At 44.6% G+C, this 18,541-nt stretch carries 22 protein-coding genes; 8 read left to right on the forward strand and 14 right to left on the reverse strand.

Translation table 11 applies throughout. From position 1 onward, the window contains the following. Positions 1-258: 258 nt before the first annotated feature. From ABEW32_RS01555 to ABEW32_RS01575, 5 genes are all read left to right on the forward strand, one after another. On the forward strand, positions 259-588 hold the full coding sequence (locus tag ABEW32_RS01555; RefSeq protein WP_430184065.1) for a PadR family transcriptional regulator: 330 nt from the start codon (positions 259-261) through the stop codon (positions 586-588). Beyond that, positions 581-1,132, forward strand: a complete 552-nt coding sequence (locus tag ABEW32_RS01560; RefSeq protein ID WP_430184067.1) for a DUF1700 domain-containing protein — start codon at positions 581-583, stop codon at positions 1,130-1,132. Before ABEW32_RS01555 ends, ABEW32_RS01560 begins: the two co-directional genes overlap by 8 nt. Positions 1,133-1,136: 4 nt before the next feature. Further along, positions 1,137-1,988 (forward strand): DUF4097 family beta strand repeat-containing protein, encoded by an 852-nt coding sequence (locus ABEW32_RS01565; RefSeq protein WP_430184069.1) that lies wholly within the window; start codon positions 1,137-1,139, stop codon positions 1,986-1,988. Between the two features lie 117 nt (positions 1,989-2,105). Beyond that, complete coding sequence (locus ABEW32_RS01570) at positions 2,106-2,825, forward strand: 3-ketoacyl-ACP reductase (protein WP_430184071.1); 720 nt, start codon at positions 2,106-2,108, stop codon at positions 2,823-2,825. Between the two features lie 186 nt (positions 2,826-3,011). Continuing rightward, positions 3,012-3,449, forward strand: a complete 438-nt coding sequence (locus ABEW32_RS01575) for an AbrB/MazE/SpoVT family DNA-binding domain-containing protein (protein WP_430184073.1) — start codon at positions 3,012-3,014, stop codon at positions 3,447-3,449. A gap of 67 nt (positions 3,450-3,516) precedes the next feature. On the opposite strand, the gene ABEW32_RS01580 is transcribed toward ABEW32_RS01575, so the two are convergent. Continuing rightward, positions 3,517-3,975 carry a hypothetical protein gene (locus tag ABEW32_RS01580; RefSeq protein ID WP_430184075.1) on the reverse strand — a complete coding sequence of 153 codons (459 nt, stop codon included), beginning with the start codon at positions 3,973-3,975 and terminating at the stop codon, positions 3,517-3,519. A 121-nt stretch (positions 3,976-4,096) separates the two neighbouring features. On the opposite strand from ABEW32_RS01580, the gene ABEW32_RS01585 reads away from it, so the two are divergent. Next, positions 4,097-4,258, forward strand: a complete 162-nt coding sequence (locus ABEW32_RS01585) for a hypothetical protein (protein WP_430184077.1) — start codon at positions 4,097-4,099, stop codon at positions 4,256-4,258. 23 nt (positions 4,259-4,281) lie between these two features. Here ABEW32_RS01585 and ABEW32_RS01590 read toward each other — a convergent pair whose 3' ends face one another. The 11 genes from ABEW32_RS01590 to ABEW32_RS01640 form a co-directional block, all read right to left on the reverse strand. Then, on the reverse strand, positions 4,282-5,445 hold the full coding sequence (locus tag ABEW32_RS01590; protein WP_430184079.1) for a nitric oxide synthase oxygenase: 1,164 nt from the start codon (positions 5,443-5,445) through the stop codon (positions 4,282-4,284). A gap of 150 nt (positions 5,446-5,595) precedes the next feature. After that, positions 5,596-6,072: a Dps family protein gene (locus ABEW32_RS01595; RefSeq protein ID WP_430184081.1), complete on the reverse strand. Its 477-nt coding sequence runs from the start codon at positions 6,070-6,072 to the stop codon at positions 5,596-5,598. A gap of 311 nt (positions 6,073-6,383) precedes the next feature. After that, positions 6,384-8,111: an adenine deaminase C-terminal domain-containing protein gene (locus ABEW32_RS01600; protein ID WP_430184083.1), complete on the reverse strand. Its 1,728-nt coding sequence runs from the start codon at positions 8,109-8,111 to the stop codon at positions 6,384-6,386. 28 nt (positions 8,112-8,139) lie between these two features. Then, positions 8,140-9,198: an ABC transporter ATP-binding protein gene (locus ABEW32_RS01605; RefSeq protein ID WP_430184085.1), complete on the reverse strand. Its 1,059-nt coding sequence runs from the start codon at positions 9,196-9,198 to the stop codon at positions 8,140-8,142. A gap of 16 nt (positions 9,199-9,214) precedes the next feature. Further along, entirely contained in the window at positions 9,215-10,003 is a 789-nt protein-coding gene (locus tag ABEW32_RS01610; protein WP_013312456.1) for an ABC transporter permease, read from the reverse strand. Between the two features lie 6 nt (positions 10,004-10,009). Beyond that, positions 10,010-10,831 (reverse strand): ABC transporter permease, encoded by an 822-nt coding sequence (locus ABEW32_RS01615; protein ID WP_016822759.1) that lies wholly within the window; start codon positions 10,829-10,831, stop codon positions 10,010-10,012. A gap of 27 nt (positions 10,832-10,858) precedes the next feature. Then, positions 10,859-11,788, reverse strand: coding sequence for a nucleoside hydrolase (locus ABEW32_RS01620; RefSeq protein WP_430184087.1), 930 nt, complete (start codon positions 11,786-11,788; stop codon positions 10,859-10,861). Further along, on the reverse strand, positions 11,788-12,861 hold the full coding sequence (locus tag ABEW32_RS01625) for an ABC transporter substrate-binding protein (RefSeq protein ID WP_430184089.1): 1,074 nt from the start codon (positions 12,859-12,861) through the stop codon (positions 11,788-11,790). The genes ABEW32_RS01620 and ABEW32_RS01625 overlap by 1 nt, the downstream gene beginning before the upstream one ends. 174 nt (positions 12,862-13,035) lie before the next feature. After that, entirely contained in the window at positions 13,036-13,380 is a 345-nt protein-coding gene (locus ABEW32_RS01630; RefSeq protein WP_013373571.1) for a hypothetical protein, read from the reverse strand. A 501-nt stretch (positions 13,381-13,881) separates the two neighbouring features. After that, the gene (locus ABEW32_RS01635) at positions 13,882-14,178 is read right to left on the reverse strand and encodes a WXG100 family type VII secretion target (RefSeq protein WP_430184091.1); all 297 of its coding nucleotides are present in this window, start codon (positions 14,176-14,178) and stop codon (positions 13,882-13,884) included. A 39-nt stretch (positions 14,179-14,217) separates the two neighbouring features. After that, positions 14,218-15,681 carry a lipase family protein gene (locus ABEW32_RS01640; RefSeq protein WP_430184093.1) on the reverse strand — a complete coding sequence of 488 codons (1,464 nt, stop codon included), beginning with the start codon at positions 15,679-15,681 and terminating at the stop codon, positions 14,218-14,220. An 82-nt stretch (positions 15,682-15,763) separates the two neighbouring features. On the opposite strand from ABEW32_RS01640, the gene ABEW32_RS01645 reads away from it, so the two are divergent. Further along, positions 15,764-16,120 carry a hypothetical protein gene (locus ABEW32_RS01645; RefSeq protein ID WP_430184095.1) on the forward strand — a complete coding sequence of 119 codons (357 nt, stop codon included), beginning with the start codon at positions 15,764-15,766 and terminating at the stop codon, positions 16,118-16,120. 225 nt (positions 16,121-16,345) lie between these two features. Continuing rightward, positions 16,346-16,690 carry a hypothetical protein gene (locus tag ABEW32_RS01650; protein WP_430184097.1) on the forward strand — a complete coding sequence of 115 codons (345 nt, stop codon included), beginning with the start codon at positions 16,346-16,348 and terminating at the stop codon, positions 16,688-16,690. Between the two features lie 242 nt (positions 16,691-16,932). On the opposite strand, the gene ABEW32_RS01655 is transcribed toward ABEW32_RS01650, so the two are convergent. Beyond that, on the reverse strand, positions 16,933-17,112 hold the full coding sequence (locus tag ABEW32_RS01655) for a hypothetical protein (protein WP_430184099.1): 180 nt from the start codon (positions 17,110-17,112) through the stop codon (positions 16,933-16,935). A gap of 28 nt (positions 17,113-17,140) precedes the next feature. Further along, the gene (locus ABEW32_RS01660; RefSeq protein WP_430184101.1) at positions 17,141-18,535 is read right to left on the reverse strand and encodes a hypothetical protein; all 1,395 of its coding nucleotides are present in this window, start codon (positions 18,533-18,535) and stop codon (positions 17,141-17,143) included. Positions 18,536-18,541: the final 6 nt, after the last annotated feature.

An 18,541-nucleotide genomic window follows, 5' to 3' on the forward strand; every position in this document is an offset into this window, starting at 1 on the left:
TTCCAAATAAGACTACTTAATTCTACATCATTCGCTATCCATGTAAGCCTTCAAGAGAGAAAAGCAGCCCATTGGGTACCGAAAATTTTATTATTAAAAATTTAGTACCTTGCATTAATCAGTACGTGATGTTAAATTATACCTGACTACTAACTTATAATTAGTACCCGTGACAAATTATGCACAAACACACGTTTCTTCCCCTTATTCCGAACGACACCTATGAACTATGATTACATCAGGAAGGGAGCATCGCTCGTGAATGTGAACATCCAATTCAAAAAAGGGGTACTGGAGCTATGCGTTCTAGTTCTAATTGGGCGTAGAGACCGCTATGGCTACGAGTTGGCTCAAGCCGTCTCCCGTCATATTGAAGTAGCAGAAGGAGCCCTATACCCACTGCTTCGCCGTCTGGTGTCAGAGGGATACTGCACAACGTATTTACAGGAATCGACCGAGGGTCCTCCTCGTAAATATTATCGGCTAACCGAAACTGGCAGCCATTATACAAGATTACTTACACAGGAATGGAATGATTTTGTCCATCATGTTGCACGCCTACTGAAGGAAGGAGATCCTGATGAATAGAAAACAGTTTCTTACAGAGGTGGAGCAGCGTCTTGCTCCCCTCCCGGCAGAGGTACGCCATGAGCTGCTTAGTGATTTGAGCCAGCATTTTGACTACGGCTTGGTCCATGGAAAAAGCGAAACTGAGATTGCCCATGAACTGGGTAATCCAGAGGATATTGCCCGAGAAGCATTGGATGTTCCCGATGCAGGCTGGAACGCTCCTTCTCCACTTCGCCAAGGAAGCTTTGCACGCAATCTTTTTACTTTCTTAGGGCTGTTGTTTCTCAATTTGTTGATTTCCATCCCGATTATGGCTACCCTATGGGCGGTCTGGGCTTCATTGGCCGCAGCAGCGGTCAGTTTCGTTGCAGCCCCTCTACTCGCCGTCACTGATTACATGCTCAACAGCACCTTTTACCCGACCAAACTCTTTTTCTCCATCACGCTAACAGGTATGGGGCTATTACTGCTGCCTGGAGTACGTTATCTCCTATTCCTTATGGTGAAGGGCACAGTACGATACTGGAAATGGAACCAGACTACCCTGAGGGGAGCTTACTAACAACATGAATAAAAAGTGGTTTATTGCAGCAGGGCTGTGCATCGTCATCGGTGTAGCCGGAATGGTGGTCTACGGTGCTCCGTGGAATCAACAAGCAATGAAAGAAACAACAGCTATAAATAAAAAATGGACATTCGCTCGTGGTCAGCTACAGAACCTGAAATTGGACAGCTCTGATGATGTCTCTATTTTGTTTACTCCCGGTGCTGGCGACCAAGGTACGATACGTATCAGCGGAGAGGTTCAGACAAAAGTGGCCAACCAGGTTCAAAACGCCCGAATTGAGAACGGTAAGCTTACCATTCAATCCAAACCGGCCCCTTCCTTGTCTTTCTTTACATTTACCCCTGATTTGAATCAAACAATTACTGTAGAGATGCCTTCTGGAGAAGCACTAACTAATCTGCAGATAGATGCACATTCAGGAAATGTAAAACTTCAAGATGCCTCCGTGGAGAATACTTCTATCACCGCTACTTCAGGCACTGCCGAGATTACAAACCTTCGGGGTACCCACCTGATCGCAAATCTAACATCCGGCAGCTTTATAGCCGATCAGCTTACAGCAGATATGAAGCTAGAGCTTACTTCAGGAGATGCTACCATCCGCGATTATAGCGGTAACGGCCTTCTTACCCTAACCTCAGGGAGTTCTAATATTACACAACGCACCATATCCAATTTGGAAGTGAATTCTGATTCAGGTGATGTAAAAATTAAGCAGGCCCCCGACTTTAAAGGTGTCTATAATGTCCACTCTGACTCTGGAAGCATAAATACGCCCGAGTCTGTTCCTGGTGCCGCAAGTGTGATCAAGGTCGAAACCACTTCAGGAGATATTGATATTACCAAATAGGAGGCCAATGCATAATGCTCAGCGGGACGAAGTTTGGTTCAAGGAGTTCAACCTAGTATAATGTAACCATGTGCTCAGCTGCACAATCACGTTATATAACAATAAGGAGGAGACTGGATGGAACTTAAGAATAAAACAGCTATTATTACAGGAGCCAGCAAAGGAATCGGTAAGGCAATTGCCGAAACCTTGGCCAAGGAAGGCGTTAATCTGGGGTTAATCTCACGCACATTGAACGATCTGCAAAAGCTACAGGATTCACTGGGGAGTACATACGGTGTAAAGGTGGTGAGTGCTGTTGCAGATATATCGGATCGTACACAGGCCGCTGCCGCTGTAGCTTCACTGGAGCATGAGCTAGGCGCCATCGATATTTTGATCAACAATGCAGGCATCGCCACCTTTGGTACAGTCGCAGATATGGACCCCGAAGAGTGGGAACGTATTATTCGCGTAAACTTGATGGGAACCTATTATGTTACACACGCCACTCTTCCAAGCATGCTGGCGCAACAGAGCGGAAACATCATTAACATTTCCTCCACAGCAGGGGAACGGGGTTTTGCAACAGGCTCAGCTTATTGCGCATCCAAATTCGCTTTGATGGGCTTCACGGAAGCGCTGATGCAGGAAGTTCGCAAATCCAACATTCGTGTCACCGCGCTGACACCAAGCACGGTCAATACAGAGTTGGCGGTAAATGCGGGATTGCCTATTGGTGATGAGGACCGCATGCTTCAGCCACAGGATTTGGCTGATCTGACATTAGCAGCATTGAAGCTGCCTCCACGGGTCCAATTAAAAGTAGCCGGTATTTGGACAACCAACCCACAGTAATTCGACATGACATCTTAGATTCATTGGCTGTATCAAGCTCCGGCAGACGTAATTGGTCGTTATGCCGGAGCTTTATTTTAGCATAGCTATACCAAAACAAACTGTAATATAAGCGCTTTGTACTTCCAGTATACATAACATACAATTCCTGCCACCATAAGCGCATTCCAAGAAAGGAGAAAAATAATGAAGAACACAGGAATGACACGACCATTAGACCATTTGGGACGCATTGTGCTACCCAAAGAACTGCGCACTTCTATGAATATTAATATTGGAGATGCCCTCGATTTTTTTATTACACCGGAGGGGCTGATGATTCGCAAGTATACGGGGGTTTCTTGTTATTTTTGTGGTGCCGTTGATCATTTAAGCTATTTCAGAGACCATCTGATCTGCAAGAGTTGTATCGAAAATCTGAAGAGTGACAACCCTTCCAGCCATTTAGGTGAAACGCGTCCTGCCCAGCCAAAGAAAAGAAGGAGCTACAGAAACCAGAATGAGCTCCTGAATAAGCTAAAGCAGCTCATGGAGGAGTACCCTAATGTATCTCAAAAAGAATTAGCCGAAATGCTGGAATTGTCACAAGGTCGCGTGTCACAGCTTAAAAAGCTGCTTCTTTAAATTTTTCTGTACACCTTATTGGTTCTAAATAATAAAAAAGAGCCTGACGGCTCTGGGATCATTCATATTACGCAATGTCAGACTGCTCCATAATCGGGGCTCGATAGGCAAGCAGGGACTCGTCTATTACGGCAGAAATAAACGTTGCTTCTATTTCAGGCACCAGTCTAAGCGCATAGTTCCATGCGTTTTCCTCAATTTGCAGTGCAAGCTGCTGCCGGGTCCCGATCCTGTTCTCTTGCTCCATCGCATCGGAGAGGCCCTCTAATTCAGTATCGGCGGCGTGCCCGATCTCATGCGCAAGCACAACTGTAAAATACTCCTCAACTCGATCTGCGCTGCCGAACATCTGTAAACATTGTGTTTCAATAACATCTGTATACATGGTAATGGCGTGAGCATGCATGGCATATTTGCCCCCGATCAGCCGTCCACCAGGAAAACGTTTCTCCAGCTTCACTGTTACGCCTATAGCAGCTCGTTCCAAAAGCTCAGCGACAATGCGCTCTGCCTGATTTCTCTCCAACTTAGCTTCGCTCCTCAAACCAAGATATATAAAGTTATATTTACGATAAGACTTATGAAATTATGAATGTGCTCATACAATGCACAGTACGATATTATACCTTTTTGTAAAGGAGAATACCATGCCAGAAGATTATTATATAGGTTGGGGGACGCTTGCCCTTATTAATGCCGGCTTGGCACAGACCAAAAATCGAGGCAGGCTTAACTGGTTTGCGCTCTCGCTACTTATAGGGCCAATCGCGACCCTATTAATCGTTGTATGGGATAAACCAGAGTCCTGATCTGGCATTAGTCCCTCGTTAGGTTATGCAGAATGAAAAGGACAGCCTTGCGGCTTTGGTGGTAGCGCTACATCTGAAGCTGGTTTAGCCTGTCTTGGCTTATATGGCTTTGCCTGAGCTCCGAAATTTGGCTTCACAAGCCGATTATCGTAAGAGCTATGAAAAATATGCGTGGTTGCTGGGGATAATGGCGGGATCAGCCACGTCCAATTACCCGTCAGCGCACGACCAGCCTTGGCTTCCCGTTCCTCAAACAATTTGAATTGTGCTGCTGCTGTATGATGATCGACAATGCTGACCCCCGCTTTTTTAAAGGAATGAAGCACAGCAATGTTCAACTCCACCAGCGCCCGATCACGCCATAGCGTTGTTTCACTCGTCGTATCCAGCCCCATCAGTTTTGCCACCTGTGGCAACATATTATAACGAAAAGTATCCGCAAAATTACGGGCACCGATTTCTGTTCCCATATACCAGCCGTTAAAAGGAGCTGCTGTATAGATGATACCACCAATCTCCAGCGTCATATCCGAAATCATAGGCACAGCGTACCAACGCAATCCCAGAGAGGCTATACATGACAGTTCCGGATGCTCAATGGGCACCTCCATCACCAAATGTTCAGGAATATCAAAGAGCTTGGGAGGCTGACCGCCTGCTTCCACAACCAACGGCAATACATCAAAAGCAGTCATCGCTCCTTGCCACCCCATATCCCTACAAGCATTGGTGAAATCCACCGAGATCGGATCTCCAATAATCCCTTGATCCGTTTCATATCCAGCGTAACGAATAAGCTGATGATTCCAGATACGAATATTCGGCTGTCCCGGCTGGGAGGCGCGAAATACAGTAAGTGTTGGTTTAATTTTACCGCCGTTCGTTCCTATGCGGATATGCTCCAATAGCTCGTGGAACACTTGCGTCGCATCTGATGCGTCCCGTGCATCCCTGACCAAAAGCTTGTCCCAAAACAAGCGACCGATACAACGATTGCTATTCCGCCAAGCCATAAGTGCCCCTTGTTCCAGCTCTTCGTAAGTATGATCGTACGTTCCAGTAGTCTCTATGTCATGACGAATATCAAGAAGCCGGGCTTCCGCATCATTGCGGCTTCGGCCCAGCTCCTCATAACATGTATATATAAACTGCTCCGCTTCATGCAAAAGCTGTTGTTTCACTTCCATAACTTACACCCCATCCCGGTAGCTCGCTTGCCCATGAGCCTGTGGTCTTTCATGCTTCTTCGTCATTATACTCCTGTAGCAGGCTGGAACCAACGGGATGTGCAGCTTGTTCACCTGATCTCCATATCCGTGGAAATCACCCCCAAAAAATTACCCCAGATATGCGTTAAGCATCCAGATATGTTTATCCACTTCTTCTCTCAAGCCATTCAGAAGGTCCTCTGTCGCTTTATCCTGTGCCGCTTCAGCTGCTTCCATACCATTAGCCAATTCAACAGTAATCGTTTTAAAATCGGCTACAACAGCCTTCACCATTTCGTCAGCTGTCTGTTCACCGGCGGACTCCTGAATAGCTGACAGTTGCAAATGCTCCTTCAAGGTCGCAGCAGGGCGGCCGCCAATAGCTAACAAACGTTCGGCAATCGTATCCAGATTAGCTGTTGCTTCATTATAAAGCTCCTCGAATTTAGCATGCAGTGTAAAGAATTTAGGTCCTTTCACATACCAGTGAAAATAATGCAGCTTCGTGTACAGTACAGACCAAGTAGCCACGTGTCGGTTCAATGCCTTGTGCAGTTCTTGAATGGCCTCTTGTGTAGGTGCGTTCGTATGATTTAATGTACTCATGTGTAAAATCCCCTCTCATTATTATTCAAAGTATAGTTGAGTGATGCTGGATGCTCGCTAACAGTAGTGTCTGATTTTCTTCTAAATCCCATGCGTGAATCCAAAAAATATTTAGCAATTAATTTAGACTTAATCTAAATCCTGTTTTAATTATAACACTATCTATGTGTATTGCAAGGCTTTATTATGGTTAAATCATGAAGATTACGTGAATTGATTGTCAAAGCAAACGCTACATACCAATCAGAGCCGAACTCCATATTCTAACCACAACAAAAAAAGAGCCGCCCCGCAGAGGGTCGACTCTTTAATTATTCTTGTATTTCGGAAGGATTCACAATCAAGGACACAACCTTGCCTGCATTTACATCAATCAAGCCGTGATCGGTAATTTTCAATGCCGGGCTGACTGGCAAAGAATGAGTACTCAGCGACATGATTGGATTATAATGGCGATAGCCCAGCGACAGTAAGGCTGAACGCAGCTCCTTCACGTGGGCAGCAACCATTTCTAGCGGCCCTTCTGTTAAAATTCCGCCCACCGTTAACGGTAAATGGGACAGCACGTTGCCATTTTCAACTACGCAAAAGCCCCCTTGGCTGGATAGAACGGTATTCGCAGCCAATATCATATCTTGCTTGTTATGCCCCACGACAAGCAAGTTATGGTTATCGTGCGAATAGGTGGTAGCCACTGCGCCACGTTTAATCGTATCTCCCCCGATTAAACCGTAAGCACGGTTACCGTTCTTGCCATACCGTTCAAACGTAGCAATGAGTGCATGTTCACCATGTTCCCATAACAGTTCACCCTGCTCTACTTGTGCAGGTGCAATCCGTTCGCTTGTAAAAGTAGATCCATCCTTGACCATCATGATGCGACATGAATGTGTGCCATCCGCTACATCCAACTTCACAGTAAAATCCTGTTCCATAAGCGGATTGAGCTTTACACTTTGATAAAAGTGGGCAGGGAACTGGCACTTTACCTGTGCCTGATGGTATTCCTCAAATTTATCAAATACCTTGTGACCATCCTTGTAGACTTGCTCCACATCAAACTGCTCCAAATCCGATAGCAGGACAAAGTCGGCTATTTTGCTTGGGGCAATGGTACCGCGGTCATGCATACGCATACGGGCAGCAGGAGTATACGTAGCTGCATAAATCGCATCCTCCGGCTTCATTCCCATCCCGATCGCTTTACTTACGATGTGATTCAGATGTCCTCGCTCTACAAAAGAATCCGGCATCACATCATCCGTTACGAAGCAAAAATGTTGTGCCACATCCTCCTGAATGAGATAGTCCATCACCTCAGGGGTCATGGATTTTTCCTGGATCTCAATAAACATCCCGGCGGCCATTCTGGCCTTCATACCTTCAATGCTTTGATGGGTATGATCCGAGCCTATTCCTGCATAGATCAACTGATGCAGATCCAGATCAAGCAGCTGCGGTGTATGACCTTCAATAATCAGCTCTGGGTAGTGCTCACGCACATGACGTAAGATGCGGTTCGTTTTGCTCTCAGGATCACGAATGACATCCACATAATTCATAATTTCACCCAGACAGATCATCTCGCCCGTCTGCAACAAAGTATCAATCTCGGGGATGTCAATCTCGCCCCCTGAGGTTTCCAATGGCGTCGCCGGTACAGAGCTAGGAATCCCGTAAAACATATCAGCCACGCAATCTTTGCTGGCTTCCATCATTTCCCGAATGCCTTCCAATCCAAAAACATTCGCCATTTCGTGCGGTTCCGGTACAATTGTCGTGACCCCATTGCGAATGAGTCCATAGGAAAAGGTCGCGGGGGTGACCATCGTACTTTCGATATGCAAATGGATATCGATCAGGCCGGGAATCATATATTTCCCGTGTCCCTCCACAATTTCAGTAGCCTCAAAAGACTCCAGACCGCGCTGACCAATGTACATAAATTTGCCGTCAAGTATAGCCACATTGCCTTCCTCGAACGTTTTGTAGTAGCTGTTATACACCTTAACTTGTAAAATCATTTTGTCTGCACGCATGATGTATCTCCTTCATCGAACCCGCTGATTATTGGACCAGCACCATTTTATCTGCCGGAAAATGCAGGGTAACCCGTTGACCACTCAAGTAAGGCGTATCCATTTCCTGATTAGCCGTAAAGTTTCCCTTCGCCGTCTCTACCACGTACTGGTAGCTACGCCCCAGGTAAGTACTTACCTTAATGATACCGGGAAGCTCATTTTCCCCTGTCTCGTTGCCTTCTGTTCGAATGACCAAATCATCTGGGCGAATAGCACCTTGGCGAGCACCCGGTTGGACTGTACCCTGATTACGTATTACGCTAAACGAAAGGTCACCTGTATTCAGTCGAATACGCTCTCCTTCTTCCGTACGCTCGTCAAAGCTTAGAAAATTATTAAACCCAATAAAACGGGCGACAAATTCGGTCGTCGGATATTTAAAAATGGTCGATGGAGCATCTAATTGCTCGATGTTCCCCTTATTCATAATCGCAACCTGGTCAGAAATCGAAAAACATTCCTCCTGATCATGCGATACATACACGGTAGTGATGCCCAGTTCCTGTTGAATACGGCGGATTTCTACACGCATATTCACACGCAGGTTAGCATCCAAGTTACTTAGAGGTTCATCAAACAATAGCAGGTCGGGTTCAATTACCAGTGCTCGTGCAATTGCGACACGTTGACGCTGTCCGCCTGATAGTTCGCCAGGGAAACGTTTTTCGAATCCCGCCAGGCTCACCGTATCCAGCATGGTCATAACACGTCGTTTTACATCATCTTCTTTTACTTTACGCAAGCGTAAACCAAAGGCGACATTATCAAAAACCGACAAATGCGGGAAAAGCGCATAACTTTGAAATACAAAACCAAAGTTCCGTTTATTCACTGGGACTCGGGTATAATCCTTATCGCCAAACAAAAATGTCCCTTGTTTAGCTTCGAGAAATCCTGCAATAAGACGAAGTGTAGTCGTTTTGCCACAACCACTCGGTCCAAGCAACGAGAGCAATTGCCCTCGTTCGAGCTGCAAATCGAAATCCTGCAAGATCAGTTGGTTGTCATAAGCGACCGAAACGCGATCCAGAGTAAGCAGTGCCATAAGGTTGAAGCCTCCATTACCTTTTAGTGAAGTAAGACAATCCCATCAGTCGTTCAATCAAGAACATCAGGATACCCGTTAAAATCATCAGCATAACCGAAATTGCTGCAATCGTCGGATCAAAATAATTTTCGACGTAAGTCAGCATTTGAATAGGCAGGGTGCTGAAGCCCGGTCCTGTCATGAAGACGGAAATGTCGACATTGTTGAATGATTCCAGAAAGGCAATCAGGATAGCCGCAATAATACCTGAACGGATGTTGGGTAGAACCACCTTGAAAAAGGTTTCCAGCCGTCCAGCTCCCAAACTAAGCGCTGCTTCCTCAATCGCAAAATCAAAGTTAGACAAGCTGGAGGCAATGACCCTTATAATGAACGGCAACATAATCACCGTATGTCCGATCAAAAGTCCAGCGTATACTGGCAAATGGTACACAATGATCAGATAACGCAGCAGTGTAAAACCAAGCACAATACCGGGTATAAGCAGCGGGGAAAGGAACAAGGCATTCAGCGCATCCTTCCCGCGAAACGAAAAACGACTAAGCGCATAAGCGGCTGGCATACCGATGAGCAGCGCCAAGATATTGCCCAGCAAAGAGACGACGATCGATGTTTTGAATGTGGACATAAACAAATCCACTTCGAAAATATTTTCATACCAGCGCAAGGAAAAGCCCTGCGGAGGAAATTTTAATACCGTGCCCGGCTCGAAAGAAGTGACCGATATGATCAACAGCGGACCGAGCAGAAAGATGAAGACCAGCAGGCTAAAGAAGCCTAGTCCGTAATGTTTCTCCCGCATATCCACCTACCCCTTCGGATTGAGTTTATGGGCCGCCTTATTTAAGAGACCGACCACGATAAATGTAATAGCAATCATAATTGTCGCGATAACAGAAGCTAAAAACCAATCGTTAAGCGTCATCGCATTTTGATACAAAAATGTAGCGATAACCCGCTGTTTTCCTCCCAGCAATGCTGGAGTCGTATAAGCCGTCAAGCTGCCCACGAAAACAAGAATGCTTCCAATGATCAGTCCTGGAACAGATAGCGGGAATACAATTTTACGAAATGCGCTGAATCTGGAGGCTCCAAGACTCTGCGCAGCATGGACAAGGTCACCGTCGATATTTTCAAGCACACCAATCAGTGAAATGATCATCAGCGGCAAAAACAAATGAACCAGACCAATAATCATCGCTGCCGGAGTGTACAAAATATTCAGCGGCTCATCGACGAGCCCCAAACTGATTAGCACGTTGTTTAATAAGCCCTTGCGGCCCAAAATGACCATCCAGCTGAATGAACGCACTACAGGGCTCGTCAACAAGGGAAAGATGGCCAGCGCTAGCAAAATCCCTTTACGACGCGGGGCCTTTTGTGAAATATAATAAGCCGTCGGAAAACCGAGCAATACGCATACGAGGGTCGTTACGACACTGACCTCCAGCGTAGTCAGCAGTATTTTCAGAAAATAAGGGTCCTTGAAGAAATGGAGATAGCCTTCTAGGGTGAATGAGCTGTTCTGTACGAAGGTCGAACCGATCGTCAACACAATCGGAATGACCATGAACACCGCCAGAAAGAGCAAACCTGGCAGCAGCAGCCAATACAAGTATGTTTTCTTCATGGGTAGCTCCTTGCGGTTATCAAAATGTTATTCCTTGTTCAGCACCTGGATAAACAGCTCCAGAAAAGCTTCGCTGTCCACCTGTTCGCACACCGTCATATTGGGACTATGATTAAGCCGGTTCTGCACATCGCCTACCGTTTGTCCGTCACATATACGACTGGAGGTTTCCACGTCGACATATAACAACGAGGTATCTACTAACCTTAAATTCAGTGCGACCCCTACGGCAAGCGGGTCATGAAGTGCACACGCTTTTACCCCATTGCGTTCTTCATAACGCTTGGTATAAACAGCCGTGCTTTCAGCTACATAATTACGAATCTCCGGACGGGTCAGACGAGCAACATGATCCGCAGTCAGCAGCGCCTTCCGTGTTACATCCAGCCCCACCTGTATTAAACGACCAAAGCCTGCGTGAAATACGATCCGTGCGGCCTCAGGATCCGCATACATGTTATACTCCGCTACAGGTGTAATATTGCCGCACCCGTGAATAACACCGCCCATAAAAATGACCTCATGGACGTGATTCGTCAGATCGGGACGCTTCAGCAGCGCCAACGCCAGATTAGTAAGCGGTCCAGTACAAACCAGCGTTACTTCCCCCGAGTGAGCCATCACGGTATCAATGATGATATCCGGCGCAAAACCTTCGGATGCAGAGATGGCTGGGACCACTCCACTCAATGCGCCTCCGATGCCGTCTTCTCCATGAACACGGTGCTCGTGCAGGCCTTTGCGTATTAATGGTGCCTCTGCTCCCTGGTAGACCGGAATATCCGGTCTATCCAGCAGATTGAGGATTTTGCAAGTATTCAATGTTGCTTGTTTAAGTGAAACATTACCGCATACCGTAGTAATCGCTTGGATGTCCAGCTGGCCACTTTTGGCTGCGAGTAAAATACCCAACGCATCATCAATGCCTGTATCTACATCTAATATGATCTTCTTCATTATTGTGCAACTTCCCGGTTCCAGCGATCTGTCCATGCCTTGATGTGATCGTTAACGAATTTCATATCCAGCTTGGTCAGCTTATTCACTACATCTGCACCGTACGTAATTCCCTCTGTATCCGCACCGGAGAGTACCACCTGTGTGTTCACCGGAGAATCAACCTTTGCCTTCGCGGATTTTTCTTGAACTTCCTTGCTCAGCTGCCAGTTGATAAATTCCTCAGCCAGTTCCTTCTGATCTGACCCTTTCACTACATTAATCGTATTCATTACTGCGTAGGCACCCTCACTAGGAGCTACGAATTTCGCTCCTGGCACAGCAGCCTGCAAATCTTTGAAGTACATTTCCATAATCGGGCCGCCTGCAATTTCTTGCTGGCTAAACATGTTCACAAACTCGGACGTTTTACTATAAAACTTAACAATATTCGGACTCAGCTCTTTCAGTTTCCCAAAGGCTTGATCTTCATTAAATTCCTTGCTACCCGCCACCTTGGAAGCTGCATCCACCATCATCGGTCCAGCAGTTGCCGTAATATTCGGCAGAGTCACGTTTCCTTTGAATTCATTGCCCCACAGGTCGACCCAGGAGGTCACATTCTTCTTCACCAGCTCCGGATTATAGGCAATACCGAGGCGTCCGACTGTATAAGCAGGGCCATATTCCTCACCCAGTGGTGCTTTGGCGATATCATAAATTTGGTTCAGGTTTGGCACCTTACTGCGATCCAACTTCTCGAATAGCCCTTGTTGAATTCCTTGTTGGGCATAATAATCAGACAGATAAATCAGATCGACGTCACTGCTGCCTTGGCTGATTTTGTTCAACCGTTCCGCGTTATTTCCGATTTCTACAACAATATCAACGTTATGTTCCTTTTCAAAAGGCTCGTACACTTCTTTATTAAAAAAGTCCTCGGAGAAGCCCCATGTGGAAATAACCAGTTTCTTTTTCCCGTCGGCTGAGCCATCTTTTCCATCTGCCTGACCACCTGTAGCATTGCTGCCGCAACCTGCCAGTACCACAGATGCCAAGGTCACAGCCATAAATCCTTTAAACCACTTTTTCATATGAAACTCCCCCTGTTTTTAATCTGCACACCTTTATGACACAAAAAAGAAAAGTACTCTTGTAAAACAAGAATACTTTTCTTCGTAAACAAAGAATAAGTTGATCCCGCTGCGCGTTATAACAGGTTCTCCCCTCAGATAGATCCGAAGCGAAAAGCCGAATATCCAATTTTATTAGGATTCCTTCAGTATGATGTTCGTAATGGCCCACTGCGTTGCTGAATCATAGTCGCGCAGTAAAGCTTCTATATCGAGCTCCATATCCTCAATCAGCTTCTCGCGAAGTCTCTTCTTATACAGCATGGACATTCGGAAATCCACTTCCAGCTTCAAGCCGGGGGCTTCCACTTCCAATGCCGCCGAGCGTGGAGAACGCCGGTGCTTCGCAACAAAGGTAACAATATTGTTCTCAACGGTGGCCCGCAACAGCGTAGTCCCGAAGCCGAACAGTTCCTTTGACACTTCATTGTAAATCTGGCACATCCGCTTCTTACTTTCGTTACTGTCGAGCAGCGTCATGAACCCACCCTCATCAGCATATTACGTACAATCAATCTTTCAACACGATAGATTATACATAAATATGCGATAAATAGCAAACTAAAATCCCTGATTCAATAGTATACATCGCGAAAAAACGAACAATATGTCGAACTTTGTAGCTTTAGAACATTTTTTACACTTACCGATTTCAAAAATCTCGGTTTAGATCCATCCTACCAAAGGACCGATAACAACGAAAGGAAATAAGTAGCTATTTCCATTGATCCTATGAAACTTACATTAACTGTAGTGAGCATAACAATGCTCCAACAATAACAGCAACCTTAAAGCTGTAGACTTCACAGGTACTTTCGTTGCCATTTGCGGAGCGATCATTTTTTTCTACTATATATTTCTTCTACTATATATGTAGTTTTTATGTAAACAAATTAAACCGTACTCCGCAGAATCCCCCCTAGCGGTTGTACGGTTCCTTTAAGTTATGTAACTGGCTACAGTAGCAGAAAGTTATGCTTGTCACCATTGGGCTGCCCGTTTACGTTTTTCTTCCCGTCGATCGGCTTCCTCCATTTTGCGAATATAACGTTTAAGCTGCTCTTTGTGGTCATCCAGCTCTTGTATCCGTGCCGTGGTTCCTTGGAGAAACATCTCCATTTTACGTGTTAATTCCGCAGCCGACTCGCCCCGCCAGTCTTGCAGACGGCTATATATATTTTTCATCTGTTGCTCCTGATGCTGAAGTCTTTGCTTTAGCTGTTCGCACTGCTGTACAGCCCTTCGCAGATCCCCCAGGCTCAAAGATATTCTGCTCATCTCTTTCGCCTCCCGTTGTGTTCTTCCAGCTGCGCTTTCTTATTGGTCCACCATCGCAAATTCCTGGCCCTTGCGATCGATATACTCTGCTATCTCAGTAATCGATTCCTGATACCAGCGATTAATTCGATCCAGTGTCGCCGTAGCACTATGCGCAAGCGGGGTCAAAGACTGACTTTCACTTGTGCCGATATGAGCCTGAAACAACTGAATGGAAGCTCTTGTATCGCTAGAAAATCCATGCAAGCTAGAACGCATCTGATTAGCCGCATGCTTTAGCTCTTCGGGTGTTAATTGAATTGTTCCCCCATTTTTATTGCCTACAAAATAAGCTCCACTATTAACGCGGCCATTTTGTTGTCCTGCCCCCATCAAATTCACACCTAGTGCATTAGCAGCGAACTGTCCCAAGGCACCCCACTGTCCACCGTAGCGTTCGACCAAATCGCCCATGACTTGCTTGAGCTCTGCCTGCGCAGCCAGCATTTGCTCGTACGCCTGGACCCGCGGATTTCCTTCGACCAATTGTCCATCCATGGTGTACAACGGATTGCTAATATTGCCGTTTTCATCAAATGTAAAATTTTTCATACTGTGAGTGTGCTCTCCACCTAATACAGAATTATAGAATTTGGTGAATGCATCTTGCTGCATCATAGGCAATGTAATCGGAACATAAACAATAGGAGTCCACTTGGGGCCCAGAAAAAGTCTTTCCAATTCGGTTTTTCTTTCCAAGGGAATTGAAACAGGAATAGTAAACTTGGCTACGTTGGCAGTCTTATAATCACTCCCAATATGATATGTTTCCCCCACATGTTGGTTAGCCTTAGTGGCTCCCCCACCAACGCTATCTCCGGGATGGGCAAAAGCCACATTAGTCTTCTTGAATTCTCCTGCTTTTACCCTCTTTTGAAGATCTTCAGGCAATAAATGTACAATGCCCGGAGCAGCAAAACTCACGGATGATAAACCATTTTTCACTGCAATATATTCTGCTTCTGCACCGCCTAAAGAATGACCTGTCGTAGATATTTCAGCAGCGGGATACTTCTTCTTCACTTCATCGTACAGTGTTTGAGCTTTTGTAAATTGATTATCCTGATACTGGGCCTCATACTGATGAAATGAACTTTGTACCTGTGGGGGGAACTTTTTTATCTCTTCTTGATTATTTACATAATAATCGTGAACTTGGTTTAAATTTTTTGCTCGTCCACCCACGACGTCGTTGATGTCTGTTCCTATGTCCATCATTCTACTCCATAGTGGTCTTCCTCCTGGCTCTGTACCCCTATACCCTATGATCACCTGATTGCTATCCTCATTATGAAAAACGGTCGCATCGAATCCAGAACCATTTGTGTCATGTAATAGTTTCTCGTCTAAATCAACAACCCTCCAACCAGGAATATCTTCATTTTTATAAGTCTTTGGATCAATATCCAATAGGTAAGCCTCATCTGCTATCTTCCAGTACGTTTTTTCGCTAATATACTGCAATTATTTCCCCACCTTGTCTAATCACCTAATATATTATAAAGTTAGAAAAAGTTGATACTTTCAAAAAAGGAGCATCTAAAAATTGAAAAAGAAAAAATTTTGGGTTACTGCTCTTATCTTAATCTTCATCCTAGTAGGAGCTCTCTATTACATGCAGTACGCATCAAATGTAAAAAAAGAAGAAGCCGTTAGAACAGGTATTCCTATTGGAAAAGAATACATCAAAAAATATTATAGAGCTGATTTCATATTTAAGAGTTATGACTATATAGGTAGCTATGTTAATAATACAGTTCATCTAATCGGCTATATAAAAGGACATGAAGGTCAATCGATATCTATTGCTTACGATTTTGAAAAAAAGGAAGTGCTTAGTGTAACCGGACCGGATTGGTTCATTGACAGTCGATACCCTAAAAAGAATGTTCCACCATTTTAAAAATCAACCATTTGTATGAAAAAAAGGCATATTAAGTTCATTCCAGTTCAAGAATACATTTTTCCAATCTAAGGAAGTAAAATCATTATAATATTTCCTGTTTACTTGTGGTATAGATGAAGGTGAAAATAAGTATAAAGTCGTTGGTTACTGCATTTCTGGTCGCGGTTCATACCTAATAACGATTGGGACTTTGTAACTGTATGTTAGGAGAAGAGTACATAAATGAACATACCTTTTAAGCTATGTCTAATACTTTTTATGGCGCCACTTATTCTAGCAGGATGCGGGTCCACAGTATCTCAAGAAAAAGAATTAATAACCGTTGCCACTCCTATCGCTGTGGAATTCATTAAAGAGCACTATAATGCCGACTTCATATTAAAGGATTATGTTGTAGATGATCCTGCTGTCCACTCTAGAATATATCTGTATGGGTACATTAAGGGTCACGAAGACAGTAAAATTACCATCTACTATAGTTATAAAACCAAAGAAGTGATCGACGTCTCTGGGCCAGATTGGTTTATCAACAGCGAAGTTCCCAAATACAAGACCCTTTCTTCCTGAGAAGAGCTATTATAAATGTTACGTCTAATTTTTACCAAATTAAGAAGTAGTATAATTATAGTGCATCCTATTTACGAGTGATATAGTCGAGAGGAAAAATAAGTATAAAGTCATTGAATTCAGTATTTCTGGTCACAGTACATAGCTTGGGCGGAATAGGTCTTTGTAACTGTATGTTAGGTGAAAGTTGCACAGATGAACATTCTCTTTAGTTGGGCTACTAAAAATAGTAAATAAGGCTCCTAAGGAGCCTTATTACTCGTTGCCTGACCCGTATACCGTTTGTCACTTTGGGTGAGAGGCTGATTTACATAAATAAAGGGATATTCGCCTTTGCTTATTTTACGTTTCCATTCCTGGACGATATCCTCCTGAGTTGGCGCTTTCTCATTCACGATTGCTCCTGTAGTTTCTTTAGCCATGCTTCTCCCCCTCTCTTGGTGATTTTATTTACTGCGTCTTTATCTTTTCTCCAGTCATTTTAATGTTACCGTCCATTTCGACCAAGCTCGTTTTACATTTTAAACCGATGGCATCTTTGGCTGTGACTTGAATGGTGTTCCCCGCATTGAATACTAGGTTTCCATCTGCCTTAACACGGATGTCCTTTTTACTCCGCAACTCAATCCCGTGGTCATCCAGTAGCCGAATCACTACTTCATCGTCGTTCCCCGTGATTAAAATTTCATTTTTCTCAAAAATAATAGCTTTGCGGTACTTGGTCATAAAAATCTTCGTGGACGGGTCCTTAATAAAATCACCGCCTTTGGATCTCTTGCGGATCGAGTGGGTTACAAGGGCGTCCTTTTCTTTAGCGGTCGGAAAGTAAATGTCTACAAAGTCAAACAACTCCGGCATACAGTACCATCCTGTGTTTCCTTCTGATGTATAAAATGTAGCCGTTGGAAAAGCGTAGGTTTCCTTAACGTTCGGCTTAACCTTGTCCATTTCGTAAAAGAAAACCTTCACGTGGTCCTGCTCGATTCCAATAACCTTCGATTTTAACGAGATACCACGAATACTTTCATTTTCAATCAAATCCTGTTTCATTCCATCCGCTGTAGTCAGCACATACTCATGCCACAAAGCACTATGACGTATAAATGCCACAGACTGCAGGACGTATAAAGTTTTCCCTTTAAATTTAACCTCAGTCCCCATTTGCAGCAGGACATCTTTGGCCCCTGTCGTTTGCACTTTATAATACAAAAGGTTGTCGTCCTTACCTGCCCCTGGTTTGTTTTTTCTGGTCATGGAGTAGTTATACTGCCTGAGCTCCCCTTGATTGACGCCGTCTGGTAATCCAAAATAAAACTGAGGTTTTTCTCCAATCGGATCAGGTATTAGTCCCCAACCGAGCCGTGACGCTATACGTTTCAGAAACAACCAGTCCGTCTCATCAAATTGCATCGTAAATTCCTGTAAAAGTTGATCCTTCAACCGGCTCGTACAATTGGCTTTGGGATAGGATTTGAGCACGTGTTCAAGCAATGCTTGCAGCTTCATCTTTACATTTTGAAAAGATTGTCTATGCAGCACTTCATCCAGCTGGCTTGTATAGGATAGAGCTTCGACAACCAAATGAGCTACATTGGACACCAACTTGATCCTGAACTGTGTGACTAATCCCCGAAACAACACAATCTGTGTATGATCATCATTCATATAAGAAACAACTAACTTCGCCCCTGCCTCCATATGATCTGTGTACTCTTCCATTTGAGTCCCAGTTAACACACCTGTCAAAAAGACTTTCACATGCTCATTCATTTTCTGTACAACTTTAACTTTCGGATTTTTAAGAGATAAAACCGTCCCGTTATACTTGATGATTGGATATCCCATGTTACC

The sequence above is a fragment of the Paenibacillus jamilae genome (genome assembly GCF_050482105.1).
GTDB lineage: Bacteria > Bacillota > Bacilli > Paenibacillales > Paenibacillaceae > Paenibacillus > Paenibacillus jamilae_B.

What these genes read in the sequence shown, in the direction of transcription:
- ABEW32_RS01560 (WP_430184067.1), top strand. Translation starts at nt 581, where the DNA reads ATGAATAGAAAACAGTTTCTTACAGAGGTGGAGCAGCGTCTTGCTCCC.
- ABEW32_RS01565 (WP_430184069.1), top strand. Translation starts at nt 1,137, where the DNA reads ATGAATAAAAAGTGGTTTATTGCAGCAGGGCTGTGCATCGTCATCGGT.
- ABEW32_RS01570 (WP_430184071.1), top strand. Translation starts at nt 2,106, where the DNA reads ATGGAACTTAAGAATAAAACAGCTATTATTACAGGAGCCAGCAAAGGA.
- ABEW32_RS01575 (WP_430184073.1), top strand. Translation starts at nt 3,012, where the DNA reads ATGAAGAACACAGGAATGACACGACCATTAGACCATTTGGGACGCATT.
- ABEW32_RS01585 (WP_430184077.1), top strand. Translation starts at nt 4,097, where the DNA reads ATGCCAGAAGATTATTATATAGGTTGGGGGACGCTTGCCCTTATTAAT.
- ABEW32_RS01590 (WP_430184079.1), bottom strand. Translation starts at nt 5,445, where the DNA reads ATGGAAGTGAAACAACAGCTTTTGCATGAAGCGGAGCAGTTTATATAT.
- ABEW32_RS01595 (WP_430184081.1), bottom strand. Translation starts at nt 6,072, where the DNA reads ATGAGTACATTAAATCATACGAACGCACCTACACAAGAGGCCATTCAA.
- ABEW32_RS01600 (WP_430184083.1), bottom strand. Translation starts at nt 8,111, where the DNA reads ATGCGTGCAGACAAAATGATTTTACAAGTTAAGGTGTATAACAGCTAC.
- ABEW32_RS01605 (WP_430184085.1), bottom strand. Translation starts at nt 9,198, where the DNA reads ATGGCACTGCTTACTCTGGATCGCGTTTCGGTCGCTTATGACAACCAA.
- ABEW32_RS01610 (WP_013312456.1), bottom strand. Translation starts at nt 10,003, where the DNA reads ATGCGGGAGAAACATTACGGACTAGGCTTCTTTAGCCTGCTGGTCTTC.
- ABEW32_RS01615 (WP_016822759.1), bottom strand. Translation starts at nt 10,831, where the DNA reads ATGAAGAAAACATACTTGTATTGGCTGCTGCTGCCAGGTTTGCTCTTT.
- ABEW32_RS01620 (WP_430184087.1), bottom strand. Translation starts at nt 11,788, where the DNA reads ATGAAGAAGATCATATTAGATGTAGATACAGGCATTGATGATGCGTTG.
- ABEW32_RS01625 (WP_430184089.1), bottom strand. Translation starts at nt 12,861, where the DNA reads ATGAAAAAGTGGTTTAAAGGATTTATGGCTGTGACCTTGGCATCTGTG.
- ABEW32_RS01630 (WP_013373571.1), bottom strand. Translation starts at nt 13,380, where the DNA reads ATGACGCTGCTCGACAGTAACGAAAGTAAGAAGCGGATGTGCCAGATT.
- ABEW32_RS01635 (WP_430184091.1), bottom strand. Translation starts at nt 14,178, where the DNA reads ATGAGCAGAATATCTTTGAGCCTGGGGGATCTGCGAAGGGCTGTACAG.
- ABEW32_RS01650 (WP_430184097.1), top strand. Translation starts at nt 16,346, where the DNA reads ATGAACATACCTTTTAAGCTATGTCTAATACTTTTTATGGCGCCACTT.
- ABEW32_RS01655 (WP_430184099.1), bottom strand. Translation starts at nt 17,112, where the DNA reads ATGGCTAAAGAAACTACAGGAGCAATCGTGAATGAGAAAGCGCCAACT.
- ABEW32_RS01660 (WP_430184101.1), bottom strand. Translation starts at nt 18,535, where the DNA reads ATGGGATATCCAATCATCAAGTATAACGGGACGGTTTTATCTCTTAAA.